Annotated in this window: 11 protein-coding genes; 8 read left to right on the top strand and 3 right to left on the bottom strand. The window is 37.1% G+C overall.

Features of this window, described 5'->3' with window-relative positions; genetic code table 11:
* Window positions 1-23: 23 nt before the first annotated feature.
* Complete coding sequence (locus J0L69_08800) at window positions 24-2,777, bottom strand: T9SS type A sorting domain-containing protein (GenBank protein ID MBN8693283.1); 2,754 nt, start codon at window positions 2,775-2,777, stop codon at window positions 24-26.
* A gap of 216 nt (window positions 2,778-2,993) precedes the next feature.
* Here J0L69_08800 and J0L69_08805 point away from each other — a divergent pair, with 216 nt between their 5' ends.
* The 4 genes from J0L69_08805 (at window position 2,994) to J0L69_08820 (ending at window position 6,570) form a co-directional block, all read left to right on the top strand.
* The gene (locus tag J0L69_08805) at window positions 2,994-4,172 is read left to right on the top strand and encodes a formimidoylglutamase (GenBank protein ID MBN8693284.1); all 1,179 of its coding nucleotides are present in this window, start codon (window positions 2,994-2,996) and stop codon (window positions 4,170-4,172) included.
* A gap of 56 nt (window positions 4,173-4,228) precedes the next feature.
* Entirely contained in the window at window positions 4,229-4,957 is a 729-nt protein-coding gene (locus J0L69_08810; protein MBN8693285.1) for an outer membrane lipoprotein-sorting protein, read from the top strand.
* Between the two features lie 93 nt (window positions 4,958-5,050).
* Window positions 5,051-6,076: a T9SS type A sorting domain-containing protein gene (locus J0L69_08815; GenBank protein MBN8693286.1), complete on the top strand. Its 1,026-nt coding sequence runs from the start codon at window positions 5,051-5,053 to the stop codon at window positions 6,074-6,076.
* Window positions 6,077-6,087: 11 nt separating this feature from the next.
* Window positions 6,088-6,570 carry a hypothetical protein gene (locus J0L69_08820; GenBank protein ID MBN8693287.1) on the top strand — a complete coding sequence of 161 codons (483 nt, stop codon included), beginning with the start codon at window positions 6,088-6,090 and terminating at the stop codon, window positions 6,568-6,570.
* Between the two features lie 51 nt (window positions 6,571-6,621).
* Here the strand turns inward: J0L69_08820 and pnp are convergent, their stop codons facing one another.
* Together pnp and rpsO are read right to left on the bottom strand one after the other, a co-directional pair.
* On the bottom strand, window positions 6,622-8,766 hold the full coding sequence (gene pnp, locus J0L69_08825; protein MBN8693288.1) for a polyribonucleotide nucleotidyltransferase: 2,145 nt from the start codon (window positions 8,764-8,766) through the stop codon (window positions 6,622-6,624).
* 127 nt (window positions 8,767-8,893) lie between these two features.
* A complete protein-coding gene (gene rpsO / locus J0L69_08830; protein MBN8693289.1) occupies window positions 8,894-9,163 on the bottom strand; it encodes a 30S ribosomal protein S15 in 270 nt (89 codons plus the stop codon).
* A 225-nt stretch (window positions 9,164-9,388) separates the two neighbouring features.
* Between rpsO and J0L69_08835 the strand changes: the two genes are divergently transcribed.
* The 4 genes from J0L69_08835 (at window position 9,389) to lhgO (ending at window position 15,093) form a co-directional block, all read left to right on the top strand.
* The gene (locus tag J0L69_08835; protein ID MBN8693290.1) at window positions 9,389-10,354 is read left to right on the top strand and encodes a hypothetical protein; all 966 of its coding nucleotides are present in this window, start codon (window positions 9,389-9,391) and stop codon (window positions 10,352-10,354) included.
* 85 nt (window positions 10,355-10,439) lie between these two features.
* Window positions 10,440-12,224, top strand: coding sequence for an arginine--tRNA ligase (locus J0L69_08840; GenBank protein ID MBN8693291.1), 1,785 nt, complete (start codon window positions 10,440-10,442; stop codon window positions 12,222-12,224).
* A gap of 147 nt (window positions 12,225-12,371) precedes the next feature.
* Complete coding sequence (locus J0L69_08845) at window positions 12,372-13,787, top strand: histidine--tRNA ligase (protein MBN8693292.1); 1,416 nt, start codon at window positions 12,372-12,374, stop codon at window positions 13,785-13,787.
* Between the two features lie 67 nt (window positions 13,788-13,854).
* On the top strand, window positions 13,855-15,093 hold the full coding sequence (gene lhgO, locus J0L69_08850; GenBank protein ID MBN8693293.1) for an L-2-hydroxyglutarate oxidase: 1,239 nt from the start codon (window positions 13,855-13,857) through the stop codon (window positions 15,091-15,093).

Genomic DNA, 15,093 nt, shown 5'->3' on the forward strand with positions numbered 1-15,093 from the left:
GCTCCTTTCGTTCAATTTACTATCTATTGAATAACTACTTTTTTTATGCTCTCCTGATTACCTTGCTTAACGATTAACATGTATACACCCGATTGAAGTGTAGAAACATTAATCACCATATGTTGATTTAAAGACTGAGTTTGGTAAATACTTTGACCTAACACATTTTTTATCTCCACGGTAATTTCTTCTTTTGATAAAGAAGTCAAATCAACATTAATTAAATCTTTAGCCGGGTTTGGATACACCTGAATATTTTCATTAAAAATAGCAAGTGAATTTATTCCTGTCGGGAATAATTTATCGTTAGATTGGTTACTGCGTGTTTTGGTTTTTTGCACTAACACTTTTGCAGTAGGATTACAGTTAAACCCAACCGCGTCAACAAACCATTTTACCCCTAAAGGCCAGAAGGTATTATAGGCAGGGTCGGTTGCTAAATTTCCTGTGGTACTTGTTACTAATGTTTCTGTACCTGTTGCAGGCGTACGACGTTTTAAGTTATAAATAGAAATTGGTGTTGCCGTTGTAGATTCAATCGCGTAACTATTCCAATTGAAGTTACCATTCAATTGATCCTGAATAAAAATAGTTTCATGCCATAAGCTTAACGGACTCAAGTTTCCGCAACTGTCTTTTATTTGCAATTTGTATCTGTAATAACTGGTGTTTGGATTTCCATTAGCCGGACCAATACTTCTATTGGTATCTACATACATACTAAACGCTGTACGGCTCACTGCGCCAATACGCGTGTAATTATTTAAACTTGTTTCGCGATACACGATAAAACTATCGGCACGCGGATACAAGGTTTTCTCCCAATAAATTTCATTGTCGTTTCCTAAACTATCAACAGTTACCATACAAATATTCGGGGCTTGTGCGCCGGATTGAACGGCAACTGTACTCGATTTAGAACAACCGTTATTTAAATTCACATTTACGGTATAAATGGTTGTTCCAAAATTTCCGGTAACAGATGGTGTTAAAATAGTTGAACTACTTAAGTTGGTGGTTGGCGTCCACGCAACAGAAGTTGCCGCCGGACTGCAAGTAGCATTGATGACCGCTTTTTGTTTACATAATAAGTTTATGTTAGATCCCGCGCTAACACTTGCAGGAAGTAAAGTTATACTGGCACTGGCAGGCGTACCGACACAAGAGCCTGTTGTGCCTGTAGCCGTATATACGGCACTAGCTGTTGGAGAAACAACAATACTGGAACTCGTAGCACCGGTACTCCAAGAATAGGTTGTGGCACCGGTTGCGGTAAGTGTGGCCGAACTGCCTGTACATACCGTAAGTGGCGCAATAATTCCTGTTGTTAAACAACCGATTTTAGCTAAGAAAATATCATAACCACCTACCGACGTTACAGTATTAGTAGAGAATACGCCCATTCCATCAACATAACCGCCCACGTATACATTTCCAATAGCATCTACATCAATTGCCGCAGCCGGTGCTTCATTAGCAGTTCCTGTTGACTTTGCCTGCCATTGATATGTGCCTGATGTGTTATATTTAGCAACAAACAAATCGTAAGTTCCAAGAAATGTATTTGACATGGTAGATGTACCAACAGTACAAGTGCTACCGTCAAAATAACCTAAGAAGTAAGAATTACCTGCAGCATCCACTGTAACGCCACCCGCATAATCATTGTTAGCACCATAAGCTCTTACGGCCCATTGCGGCACACCTGATGAATTATATTTTGCAAGATATCCATCGTAACCACCACTATTCGGTAATGCAAATGATCCGAAATTCATCGCGCCTTGTCCGCTAACTGCAACATACACATTATTGGAACCATCCACATCAATATTGCTTGGAAAATCACTGGAAGTACTTCCTAAATTACGTGCCCATGTGAAGGTTCCGGCAGAAGAATATTTTGCTAACCATAAATCTGTAGAGCCATTACTTGTTAAAACGGTACTCGTACCAATGGTAGTTGTCGCATTTGTGATGGAACCTTGAAACGTTCCAACTACATTCGGATTTCCATTCACGTCAGGTTCTACATCATTTGCATATTCATCACAAGAAGACGAACCCAATACTCTACCCCAATTAACACTCCCATTGCTGTTAAATCGCATTAAAAATCCTTCGGCCTTACCTGTTAAACTTGAATTGTTTAATGTAACAGCACCAATAGATAAAGTTGGATCATAAAAAGTTCCTACAACATATAATCCGGATACAGCATTTGAATATGCACATCCTCCGGGTAACTCCTGACCGGTTCCTCCATAGGTATTAAACCATTGCGGTGTACCCAATGAATTGATACAGGTAACAAACATATCGTTGGTTGGTGAAGCTGTGTTTGAATTGGCAGCTGTGTAGGGTGGGAATGAAATACTCGGACTAATAAAATGCCCTACTACATAAATTCTTCCCGATGCATCGGAAGTTAAACCGGTAACATACTCACTCATGGTTCCTGTGATACGTTGTACCCACTGAACATCGCCTGCCGAATTATACTTAGCAATGAAAATATCTCTTCCCGAAGTACCGCCATTATTAACAGTGATGGTTCCAACGGTAATGGAAACACTTTCAAAACTTCCGGCTACATAAACGTTCCCGGAGGCATCAACAATAGTACGACTTACGAAATCGTTAACAGTTCCACCACCTCTTTTAGCCCAAGCCCAAGCCGTTGCTTGAGAAAATACTGAATTCGATAATACTAATAGAACAGCCAAGAAGGTTATTGCTTTCGTTTTTGAATAACCACTTTTCGTGTTTAATTTCATAGGGTATAGATTTTATTTAATCCATTAAAGATATATAAATTATTTCGATACAAACACCTGATTTTTAGTTAAATTATATGGTTTTTATTAAGTAAAGCGTTAATTCATTAGCACCTAAAAAACTCGGTGTTTTTTAGCTTCTGACTGTTAATTACTTTGCTTATTAGAAATATTACCAACGCAGTGACTTCTTACTTTAGCAATATACAATAACATATGTCGGATATAGCGCATTTTTTCACCCCGGTAAGTTTCAACATGGTAGTTGAAAATAAAGAATTTGTAGAAGGACAATTTGGTCACGACTTTAAAATTTACAAAGAAGGTGATGAGTTTCCTGAATTGGAAAACATAGATATGGCCATTATTGGTGTATGCGAAGACAGAAATGCTGTGAATAATGAAGGTTGCGCATTAGCTCCCGATACAGTAAGAAATTATTTATATAGTTTATATAGCGGTAACTTCAGAGCTAATGTGGTAGACTTAGGAAATATTATGGCGGGTCATAGTGTGGATGATACCTATTATGCTGTAAAAGCAAGCATCGATTTTTTAATTCGTAAAAATATTGTTCCGGTTATCATTGGCGGCAGTCAGGATTTAACCTATGCACAATTTTTAGGTTACAAAGATTTGGAACAAACCATTAATATCGCTTCCATTGATTCTATTTTTGATTTAGGAAATCCGGAAGATGATATCACTAACACTTCTTATTTAGGAAAGATCATTTTACATCAACCGAATTATTTATTTAATTACAGTAATATCGGTTATCAAACGTATTTGGTGAGTCCGGCTTCTACAGCCATGATGACTAAATTATATTTTGATGCTTATCGATTAGGACAAATACGCGATAAAATAGAAGAAGCAGAGCCAATCATTCGTCAGGCCGACATGATTAGTTTTGATATTACTTCCATTAAGCATGCCGATGCTCCTGCTAATCCAAATGCCTCTCCTAACGGTTTGTATGCCGAGGAAGCTTGTCAGATTATGCGTTATGCCGGCATGAGTGATAAATTAACTTCGGTGGGTATCTACGAAATCAATCCGGCATTTGATGCGTACGGAAAAACGTCGCACTTAGCTGCTCAAATGATTTGGTGTTTCATGGACGGATTTTACAATCGTAAAAGTGATTATCCTTCGCGCACCAATCCTGATTACATCCGTTTTAATGTGGTGTTACAGGATGAGAAATATGAAATTAATTTCTATAAGAGTAAAAAAAGCGACCGTTGGTGGATGGAAATCCCCTATCCTCCACACAAAGGATTAAAATTTGAAAGGCATACTTTAATTCCTTGCTCGTATAAGGATTACTCTATGGCAGTAAACAATGAAATCCCTGATCGTTGGTGGCAAACTTATCAGAAACTGGCTTAGATAAATCCCCTTTTTTACGTGAGTAAATGTCATGAATGAAGTTGTAACTTCATTACATGAAAAACAAATTATTTTTAGTCCTGCTTTTTTTATCGGTTCAGGTATTTTCTCAAAAAATACAGAGCGGTAAAGATGTCATTAATGAAATGTATAAAATGTATCATGGAAAATGGTACACCTATTTTACATTTACGCAGGATGCTTTTTTTTATAAGGACGGAAAAGAAGAACGAAAAGAAGTTTGGCATGAAGCGGCCTCCTTCCCGGGAAAATTGGTAATTAAATACGACAGTATGAATAGCGGAAACGGTGTTGTGTTTGCCAACAATACGGTAACCGGAATAAAAGATGGGGTGGCGAAAACACCACGACCGTTTATTCATGATTTGTTATTGGTTGGCTTTGATATTTATTATCTACAGCCTGAACAATCCTGCAAAACATTAGATTCATTAGGTTATAATTTAAATACAGTTCGTGAAGATGTTTTTGATGGCAGAGCTGTTTATGTGGTAGGCGCAGAAAAAGGAAATGACAGTATCCCGCAATTTTGGATAGATAAAGAAAGATTATACATGCATCGAATTATTTATAAAAAGGGAAAACAAATGGATGTTGTATTTTCCGATTACGAAAAGATGCAAGGCTATTGGGTGGCAAAAAAAGTAATTTTTAAAAGCATGGGCGAATTACAAATGATAGAAAAATATTACAATATTCAATTTCCGAAAAATCTAAATGCAACAATTTTTGATCCTAACTTATTCCAACAAGCGAAGTGGTAGTTTTTAAGTGTTAAATTGTTCATTTAATGCTTTAATATTATTTTGAGATATAGTAGTATTTGTTATCTTAGGAAAAATTTTTCAGAGAATTATATGAACCTATTACATTTTAGAAAGTTCCTCTTAGCTCTGTTACTATCTTTTAGCTATTTTGTTAACAAGGCAGCTACCTGTATTTCAACTGGAAACGGTGCATGGAATAACGCGGCAACTTGGTCATGCGGATCTGTTCCGGGATGTGGCGACTCCATTATTATTTTAGCCGCGCATGTTGTTACGATTACTACTCAACAAGATTATTCTGGATGTCCGGCTGGACCAAATCTCGTTATTTATGGTACGCTTCAGTTCGATAATGGAAATAAACTAAGATTGCCTTGTAATTCAAGAATCTATATTATGGCAAGTGGTAGTATAAGACCCGGAACCGGTGGAGGTAACTCTAACTTTATTGAAATATGCGGTGACGTTTTATGGAGTGCAGGTGATGGACCGTTGAATGGCCCTGCTTGTTTACCTGCAACAAGCGTATGGTGTACGGGGGTGGTTTTACCCGTTGAATTAGTTGATTTTAATGCGCAATTAAACAACCATAAAGTAGATGTCATCTGGATGACATCTACTGAAAAAAACAACAGTCATTTTGAAGTACAAAAAAGCACCAACGCACATTCTTTTGAAATTATTGGTACTGTAAAAAGTGCGGGAATTAACGGTAATAGTCAAACTATTTTACAATATGTTTATGAAGATGTATCACCGTTATCCGGTGTGAGTTACTATCGTTTAAAACAAGTTGACAAAGATCTGTCGTATAACTACAGTAAAATTGTTAGTGTTAATTACATTAAAGGAAAAAACATTCGATTTGTCATTTATCCTAATCCTAACAATGGTGAGTTTACCGCTGATGTTTCGGGTATCGAAAATAATCATGAAATTAAAATCAGCCTGAAAGGTGAAAAAGGTGAACACGTATACGAATCCTCTTTTTATATTAATGACCAAACAAACACAAAATTCCGAATTATACCACAACACAAATTAAGTTCCGGTGTTTATGTTTGTACCTTAACCTTAGAAGGTATCGAATATAATGTAAAAGTAGTTGTATCTTAAAAATTAATCGCATGAAAAAATTCATTGCACTTTTCTTAATTATTAGCGCAACAGCAAGCGCTCAATTAAAAGTAACCACCGGCGATGCGGATTTGGATAATTCTTTAATTGCTTTAAATAAAGATGCGAAAAACGCATTAGAAGCATTTAAAAACGATGCCATTGAGAAATTCAATACAACAAAAAGTATTGTCGAAAATTTATTAAACATTCACAAAATGGAGCCATCTGATGTACTGATGACCTTAGAGATTGCCCAAATTACCACCAAGCCTGTTGAAACAGTAGCTACCAGCTTTGATAAAAATAAATCAAAAGGTTGGGGAGAAATTGCAAAAGAAATGGGAATTAAACCAGGCTCCAAAGAATTTCATGCACTCAAAAACGATGCAAAAGGAAAAAGCAAGGGCATGAAGGGAAAAGGTAATGGTAATAGTAATAGTAATGGTAATGGTAATGGTAACGGCAAGGGAAAAGGAAAAGGCAAGAAATAAAATTGAAATGAATACATAATAAAAAAGCCCCCGATTAACGGGGGCTTTTTGTTAGGCTTTATTTTCAGCGCTCTCTGTCTTTTCAGGTTTTGGTAACAAAACCTTACGCGATAATTTATACTTCTTGGTTTTAGGATCATTACCCATAAACTTCACTTGTATCTTATCCCCTTCTTTTAAAACACCTTCTAATGTATCTAAACGTTTCCAGTCTACTTCACTAATGTGCAATAAACCTTCTTTGCCAGGTAAAAATTCAACAAAGGCACCATAAGGCATAATTGTTTTTACTGTAGCGTCGTATACTTCTCCTTCTTCCGGCATTGCTACAATTCCTTTAATGCGCGTTAATGCAGCAGTAATGGATTCAAGGTTCTCACCAAAAATTTCAACTACACCCATTTTCTCTACTTCAGTAATGCTGATAGATGTACCTGTAGCTTTTTGCATCTCCTGAATCACTTTTCCACCAGGACCGATAATTGCGCCAATGAATTCACCCGGCACTTCAATCTTAGTAAAGCGAGGTGCGTGTGCTTTATAATCCGCACGTGGTTCAGTCATGGTTTTCATCATCTCACCCATAATGTGTAAGCGACCTTCTTTTGCCTGGATTAAAGCTTCGCGCATTACTTCATATGGTAATCCGTTTACTTTTAAATCCATTTGCACAGCTGTAATACCATCCTTGGTACCACACACTTTAAAATCCATATCACCTAAATGATCTTCATCACCTAAGATATCCGACAATACAACATAATTGTTTTTATCGTCAGTGATTAATCCCATGGCAATACCAGATACCGGTTTCTTGATTTTTACACCAGCATCCATTAAAGCTAAAGTACCGGCACAAACTGTAGCCATACTACTTGAACCGTTACTCTCTAAAATATCAGAAACTACGCGAATGGTATATCCTGAATCTGTAGGAATCACTTTGCTTAATGCACGTTGTGCTAAGTTACCGTGACCAACTTCACGACGGCCCGGACCACGATTTGGTTTTGCTTCACCGGTTGAAAAACCAGGGAAGTTATAATGCAACATAAAACGTAATTCATCTTGCATAAAAGCGGCATCAATCATTAATGCGTCTTTAGGTGTACCTAATGTTACAGTGGTTAAAGATTGAGTCTCTCCACGTGTAAATACAGCGCTACCGTGAGCTGCAGGTAAATAACCTACTTCACTCCAAATCGGACGAATCTGATTTGTTTTACGACCATCCAAACGAATCTTTGTATCCAATGCAGCCTTACGCACCGCATGGTATTCAACTTCGTGATAATATTTCTCAATTAAAGCTTTTTTCTCTGCTAATTCTTCTTCTGTGAAAGTTGCCTTGAATTCTTCTAATACAGCTTTAAACGCTTCCTTGCGCTTGTTTTTATCAGGATTAGCCATTTTAGCTACGTTATACACTTTGTCGTAAGTAGCGGCCTTTACTTTTTCTTTTAATTCAAGATCGTTTACTTCATGGCAGTATTCACGTTTTGGTTTTAATCCCGCTTTTGCTGCGAATTCATTGATAGCTTTAATTTGTACTTTAATGGCAGTGTGTGCAAACTGAATCGCTTCTAACATTTCGTCTTCGCTAATCTCGCTCATTTCACCTTCCACCATTACAATATCCTTATCAGATGCTGCAATAATCATATCGATGGTAGACTTTTCTAAATCATCCACGTTAGGATTAAGAACTAATTTACCGTCAATTTTTCCTACGCGAACTTCTGAGATAGGTCCGTTGAACGGAATATCAGATACAGCCACTGCAGCAGAAGCAGCTAAACCTACTAATGCATCCGGCATTGTTTTACGATCAGAAGAAATTAAAGACAACATGATTTGAGTATCGGCATGATAATCTTCAGGGAATAAAGGACGCATAGCGCGGTCAACGATACGGCTAATCAATACTTCATAATCTGAAAGTTTAGCTTCACGACGGAAGAAGCCTCCGGGAAATCTTCCGGCAGCTGCAAATTTTTCTTGATAATCTACGGTTAAAGGTAAAAAGTCAACGCCTTCCTTTGCTTCTTTAGAGCTTACTACGGTAGCTAAAATCATGGTATCACCCAATTTTACGACTACAGCGCCATCGGCTTGTTTTGCTAATTTACCTGTTTCTAATGTTACGATTCGGCCATCGCCTAAGTCGAAACTGTGTTGTGTTCCTATTTGTGACATGTTTCTGTTTTTGTGTTCCGGCGTTTCCGGAACGGATTTATATTTATTTTATTCTTTTGCCTATTAATAAGAAAGGCATTCCGAATATCTTCGAAATGCCCCCCTCCAATAAATCATATTCGTAAGATTACTTACGGATATCTAATGTTTTAATAATCGCACGGTAGCGATTGATATCAGTTTTCTTTAAATAGTCTAATAAAGCACGACGCTTACCTACTAAGTTTAAAAGAGAACGTTGAGTTCCGAAATCTTTCTTATTGCTTTTTAAATGACCTGTTAAGTGATCAATACGTTGAGTAAACAACGCGATTTGAGATTCTGCGCTTCCTGTGTTTTTTTCGCTTCCACCGTGTTTTTTAAACACTTGCTTTTTTGCTTCTGATGTAAGATACATATTACTATCCTTTTGTTTTAATTAGAGGGGCAAATATAACACATATATTTAAAGAAATAAAATGTTTTTTAGAGGGATTTTGAATTAAATTAGTGCTTCAAAATTAATTCATCATTTTAATTGATTATTTTAACTAATTGATTTTTATACATTTACATGATTAATTTCAAAGTCATTAAACCTTTAATCAAAATCTCCATCCAATAAAAAACAAAAACCTAAAAAATGAAAACCAACAAAATTATCTACGCTCTTTCCCTGATTGTATTATCAGGTTCATTAGTATTTACTTCTTGTAAGAAGAAAAAAGCTTTTAAAAATGAAGACGGACAGGCTTCTGCCGATAACCGTTCGGTTCAAGGCGAAAACGACGCTGCTATTAGTGACGTGAATAATGTGATCGCTGATAACTCTTTATTACATGGTAAACTGGCAGGCGGACAAAGCGTGAGCAGTGTTTTAGGAACACCTTGCGGCTTAACTGTTGATACCAATGGTTTGTACATGGGACGTGTTACTTTAAACTATAACGGAACTACTTGCAGCAACCGTACACGTACCGGTTCTATTCGTTTAACCATTTTAAATTATGGCAGTGGTGTTAGATGGAAAACAGTTGGTGCTGTTTTACAAGTGGAATATTTAGGGTATAAAGTTACCCGTGCTTCCGATGGAAAAAGCATTGAGTTAAACGGTACTCAAAATGTAACCAATAACTCAGGTGGAACTTGGTTTGATTTGATTTTCTTAGGACAAGCTAACCTTTCTCACCAAGTAACAGGTACTAACTTAAAAGTTACTTTCGACGGTTCAAGCACTGCAACTTATAATATTCACCGTAAGTTCACTTACACTTATTCAAACTTAATTATTACTTGCGTTGGTGAAGGTATCGGTACCCACAATAGCATTAATCAATTAGAAAACTACGGTACAACTCGCGATGGTGATGGTTTTACCAGCCAGGTTGTAACGCCGGTTGTTTGGAACACAACTTGTGGCGCTTGGGCTCCAATTCAAGGTGAAGTAAACATTAAAGTGGATGATAAAGCTTTCGATTTAAAATGCTTATTCGGTGTGGATCAAAACGGAAACTCAGTTACTGTTGGCGCAAATCAATGTCCTTACGGTATGAAAGTTGAATGGACTTACAAAAAGAAAACGAATAAAAAGATTTTCGGTTACCTATAATAATTAAACAACTACTAAGGGAGCCCTCGCAAATGCGGGGGCTTTTTTATTGTATAAACCCTGGGCTTTATTACCTTTGCACTCTATGTTAGCGCACAGCTTATTAAATAAAGCCATTCAGGAAGCTTTAAGTAAAGTTTATTCCATTTCAGTGAATGAATCTGAAATCACACTTCAAAAAACCCGCAAGGAATTTGAAGGCGATTTTACCTTGGTTACTTTCCCCTACATAAAAGCAACTAAGCAAAGTCCGGAACAAGTTGGCGAGGCTCTCGGAAAATTCTTAACCGAAAACAATAAAAATATTACCAAATACAATGTTGTAAAAGGTTTCTTAAACTTAAGTTTGAGTAATGATTTTTGGTTAGGCTTTTTTAACTCTGAAAGTTCAGTATCCAATTATGGTTTTAAAAAAGAAGGCACCAGCGGAAAAACCATTATGCTGGAATATTCTTCTCCCAATACCAATAAGCCATTGCATCTCGGACACATCCGTAATAATCTCTTAGGTTATTCGGTGGCAGAAATTTTAAAAACACAAGGACATAAAGTAATAAAAGCCAATTTGGTGAACGACCGCGGTGTGCATATTTGCAAGAGTATGCTGGCCTGGAAAAAATTTGGTAACGGCGAAACACCACAATCAAGCGGCATGAAGGGCGATCATTTGGTGGGGAAATATTATGTTGCGTTTGACAAAGCTTATAAAAAGGAAATTGAAGAATTAGTTTCCGGCGGTAAAACAAAAGAAGAGGCCGAAAAGCAAGCTCCTTTGATGTTGGAAGTTCAGGAAATGCTCCGCAAATGGGAAGCCGGCGATAAAGAAACAATTGATTTGTGGAAGATGATGAATGGCTGGGTGTACGATGGATTTGCGAAGACCTACTCTACTCTTGGTGTGAATTTCGATAAGATGTATTACGAAAGTAATACCTACGTATTAGGAAAAGAAATCATTCAGGAAGGCTTAGCTAAAAAAGTATTTTACAAAAAAGATAACGGCAGCGTAGCCATTGATTTAAGCGCGGAAGGTTTAGACGAAAAAATTGTTTTGCGCAGCGACGGAACATCAGTGTATATTACCCAGGATATTGGAACTGCCATTGAGCGTTTTAAAGAATTCCCGCAATTAAATCAATTGATTTATACTGTAGGAAACGAACAAGATTATCACTTCAAAGTATTATTTAAAATATTAGAGAAGTTAGGCTACAACTGGGCAAAAGAATGTTATCATTTATCCTATGGTATGGTTGAATTACCCGAAGGAAAAATGAAGAGCCGTGAAGGTACGGTTGTGGATGCTGATGATTTACTGGATGAAATGTTTAGTACCGCCGAGCAAACTACCAAGGAGCTCGGAAAGGTAGAAGGTTTTTCAGATGATGAATTAAAAACTTTATACCATACCATTGGTTCCGGCGCTTTAAAATATTTTATGCTGAAAGTTGATCCGAAAAAGAAAATGCTTTTCGATCCGAAGGAGAGTATCGACTTTAACGGACATACCGGTCCGTTTATTCAGTACACTTATGCGCGTATTCAATCGGTATTATCCAAAGCTGGACAAATTCCTGCGGCAGCGGATGCAAGTGTTACGTTAAACGAATTGGAAAGAGAATTGATAAAACTGATGTACGAATTCCCTTCTGTATTGGAAGAAAGTGCTAAAGCTTATAATCCTTCTTTAATCGCTAATTATGTATACGAATTAACCAAAAGCTTCAATCGTTTTTATCATGATTACAGTATTTTGAAAGAAGAAAATGAAAAGGTAAAGCAAATGCGTGTCATGTTAGCGAAACAATGTTCAGACATAATCAAAAACGGAATGAAATTATTGGGAATTGAAGTACCAAACAGAATGTAAAAACACGATGTCACGTTGTCCCGATAGCTATCGGGAGGAGTCGAGACGCGACATTAAACTATAAACTAATTACTATCAACCATAAACTATAAACTTCCCGTGAAACCAAGCATACCAAGAGGCACCAGAGATTTCGGACCTGCAGAAATGCAGAAGAGAAATTATATTTTTTCGGTGATAAAAAAGAATTTTGAATTGTTCGGCTATCAACCTTTGGAAACACCGGCTATGGAGAATTTATCAACGTTAATGGGAAAATATGGTGACGAAGGAGATAAACTAATTTTTAAAATTCTAGACTCAGGCAATTACTTAGGTAATATTCCCACTGATAATGCCATTGAAATATTCAGAACTCTTTCAAAAGAAGATCAAGAAAAAGTACATTCTGTTTTTGAGCAAGAAGGAAATGATGTTTCTGGGGTTGAGATAAAGAATCTACCTGAAAAATATTCAAATAGCATAATTAAATACATTACAGAAAAGGCCCTTCGTTACGATTTAACAGTTCCTTTTGCGCGTTATGTGGTAATGAATCAGCACAACATTACTTTTCCGTTTAAACGTTATCAAATTCAACCGGTATGGCGCGCCGATAAACCTCAAAAAGGCCGTTACCGCGAATTTTATCAATGCGATGCGGATATTATTGGCAGCGATTCTTTAGTGAATGAATTGGATTTAATTTCTTTGATTGATATTTCATTTTCTCAGTTAAACATTCCGGTTCTTTTAAAATTCAATAACCGTAAAATTTTAACGGCGATTGCAGAAGTAGTAAATGAAAAAGAAAAAATTGTCGACATTACAGTAGCCATTGATAAGTTAGATAAAATTGGTACAGATGGTGTAGTGAAAGAATTACAAGGAAAAGGAATAAATCAAGCTGCCATTGAGAAACTGAGTCCCCTCTTCGATTTTAAAGGCGATAACAACGATAAAGTAAATACGCTTAAGAAATTTGTCGGTGAAAACGAAACCGGAAAAAAAGGAATTGAGGAAATTGAATACTTATTAAAAAATGCAAAGGCGTCTCACGTTAAGATTGAATTAGACATTACCCTTGCGCGCGGATTAAATTATTACACAGGAACTATTTTCGAAGTAAAAGCGAATGCAGGAACCTTTACACCAAGTATTTTGGGTGGTGGTCGCTATGATGATTTAACCGGTATTTTTGGCTTACCGAATATGAGCGGCGTTGGTATTTCATTTGGTATCGATCGTATTTACGATGTGATGGAAGAATTAAACTTGTATCCTGAATCAGTCAGCAAAGTTTCTTCCACCAAATTATTATTCGCACATTTTGATGAAAGTAACCGCGACCATTGCATGCAACTCGCCTCTGAATTAAGAAAAAATTTAGTGAGCTGCGAGGTGTATCCGGATGTAACCAAAAAAGTAGCCAAGCAATTTGATTATGCCAATAAAAAAAGCATTCCGTTTGTGTGTGTGGTAGGAAGCAATGAAATGGAAAAGAAACGCTACAATTTAAAAAACATGGTGAGCGGCACGCAGGAAGAATTAAGTTTAGACGAGATTATTAATAAATTGAAATAATTGTCAGGTCGAGCGAAGTCGAGACCACTAAATGCGGCTTTCACTTCTCGACTACGCTCGAAGTGACATGTTAGTTTTTAAAACTATGAGCACAAATAAATACGATATTATCATTGTTGGCGGGGGCATCGTTGGATTAGCGACTGCTTATAAACTTTCCTTAAAAGTTCCAAATAAAACTATTTTGGTTTTAGAAAAAGAAAAGGAAGTTGCTGCCCATCAAACCGGACATAACTCGGGGGTTATTCACTCAGGTATTTATTACAAACCCGGTTCGTATAAAGCACGTAATTGTGTTTCCGGTCGCCGCGAATTAGTTCAGTTTGTGAAAGAGCACAACATACCACATGATATTTGCGGAAAAATTATTGTCGCTACGCACGAAAGTGAATTGGCACACATGAATAAAGTATTTAATAATGGTGTAGCCAATGATGTGGAAGGGATTGAAATGATAGACACCAAACGCATTAAAGAAATTGAACCGTATTGCGAAGGTATTGCAGGTATTTGGGTTCCATGCACCGGCATTATTGATTACACCGATGTGGCCAGAAAATATGTTGAGTTAATTCACGCAAAAAATAACGGCAGTAAAGTTTTAACCGGACAAGAAGTCATCGGTTTTGAGAAGAAAGGAAATGTAACGGAAGTAAAAACAAAATCGGCAACCTACGAAGGCAGTTATATCATTACAACCGCAGGTTTGCAAGCCGACAGGATGGCGAAGAAAGAAGGTCAGAAAAGTGACGCGGCCATTGTTGGTTTCAGAGGAGATTATTATGATTTAACGGATAAAGGAAGAAATAAAGTAAAGAATTTAATTTATCCGGTACCAAATCCGAAATTCCCATTCTTAGGTGTGCACTTTACACGTATGATTAAAGGTGGCGTTGAATGCGGACCGAACGCCGTGTTTGTTTTTGATCGCGAAGGTTACAGTAAAACAGCATTTAGCTTAAAAGATACGGCAGAAGCATTTGGCTTTAAAGGCACCTGGAAGTTTTTTGGTAAACATTGGAAATTTGGATTGGATGAATACAGAGGTGCATTCAGCAAAACATTTTTCTTGAAGCGTTTGAGAAAATTAATTCCGAGTTTAGAAATGGATGATATTGTTTCGGCGCGTTGCGGAATCAGAGCGATGGCATTAGGTCCGGAAGGAGAAATGCTCGATGATTTTAAAATTGAGAAGCACGGCAATGCCATGCACGTGATAAACTCTCCATCGCCGGCGGCTACTGCATCATTAGCCTACGGAAATGAAATTGCTACCATGGCGGTAGATTATTTCAATTTGAAATAA

It is taken from the genome of Bacteroidota bacterium (assembly GCA_017303905.1).
GTDB lineage: Bacteria > Bacteroidota > Bacteroidia > B-17B0 > Aurantibacillaceae > JAHEYG01.

Bases quoted from the DNA above. Each gene is read 5' to 3' on its own strand.
- J0L69_08800 (MBN8693283.1), bottom strand. From the start codon at position 2,777: ATGAAATTAAACACGAAAAGTGGTTATTCAAAAACGAAAGCAATAACC.
- J0L69_08805 (MBN8693284.1), top strand. From the start codon at position 2,994: ATGTCGGATATAGCGCATTTTTTCACCCCGGTAAGTTTCAACATGGTA.
- J0L69_08810 (MBN8693285.1), top strand. From the start codon at position 4,229: ATGAAAAACAAATTATTTTTAGTCCTGCTTTTTTTATCGGTTCAGGTA.
- J0L69_08815 (MBN8693286.1), top strand. From the start codon at position 5,051: ATGAACCTATTACATTTTAGAAAGTTCCTCTTAGCTCTGTTACTATCT.
- J0L69_08820 (MBN8693287.1), top strand. From the start codon at position 6,088: ATGAAAAAATTCATTGCACTTTTCTTAATTATTAGCGCAACAGCAAGC.
- pnp (MBN8693288.1), bottom strand. From the start codon at position 8,766: ATGTCACAAATAGGAACACAACACAGTTTCGACTTAGGCGATGGCCGA.
- rpsO (MBN8693289.1), bottom strand. From the start codon at position 9,163: ATGTATCTTACATCAGAAGCAAAAAAGCAAGTGTTTAAAAAACACGGT.
- J0L69_08835 (MBN8693290.1), top strand. From the start codon at position 9,389: ATGAAAACCAACAAAATTATCTACGCTCTTTCCCTGATTGTATTATCA.
- J0L69_08840 (MBN8693291.1), top strand. From the start codon at position 10,440: ATGTTAGCGCACAGCTTATTAAATAAAGCCATTCAGGAAGCTTTAAGT.
- J0L69_08845 (MBN8693292.1), top strand. From the start codon at position 12,372: ATGCAGAAGAGAAATTATATTTTTTCGGTGATAAAAAAGAATTTTGAA.
- lhgO (MBN8693293.1), top strand. From the start codon at position 13,855: ATGTTAGTTTTTAAAACTATGAGCACAAATAAATACGATATTATCATT.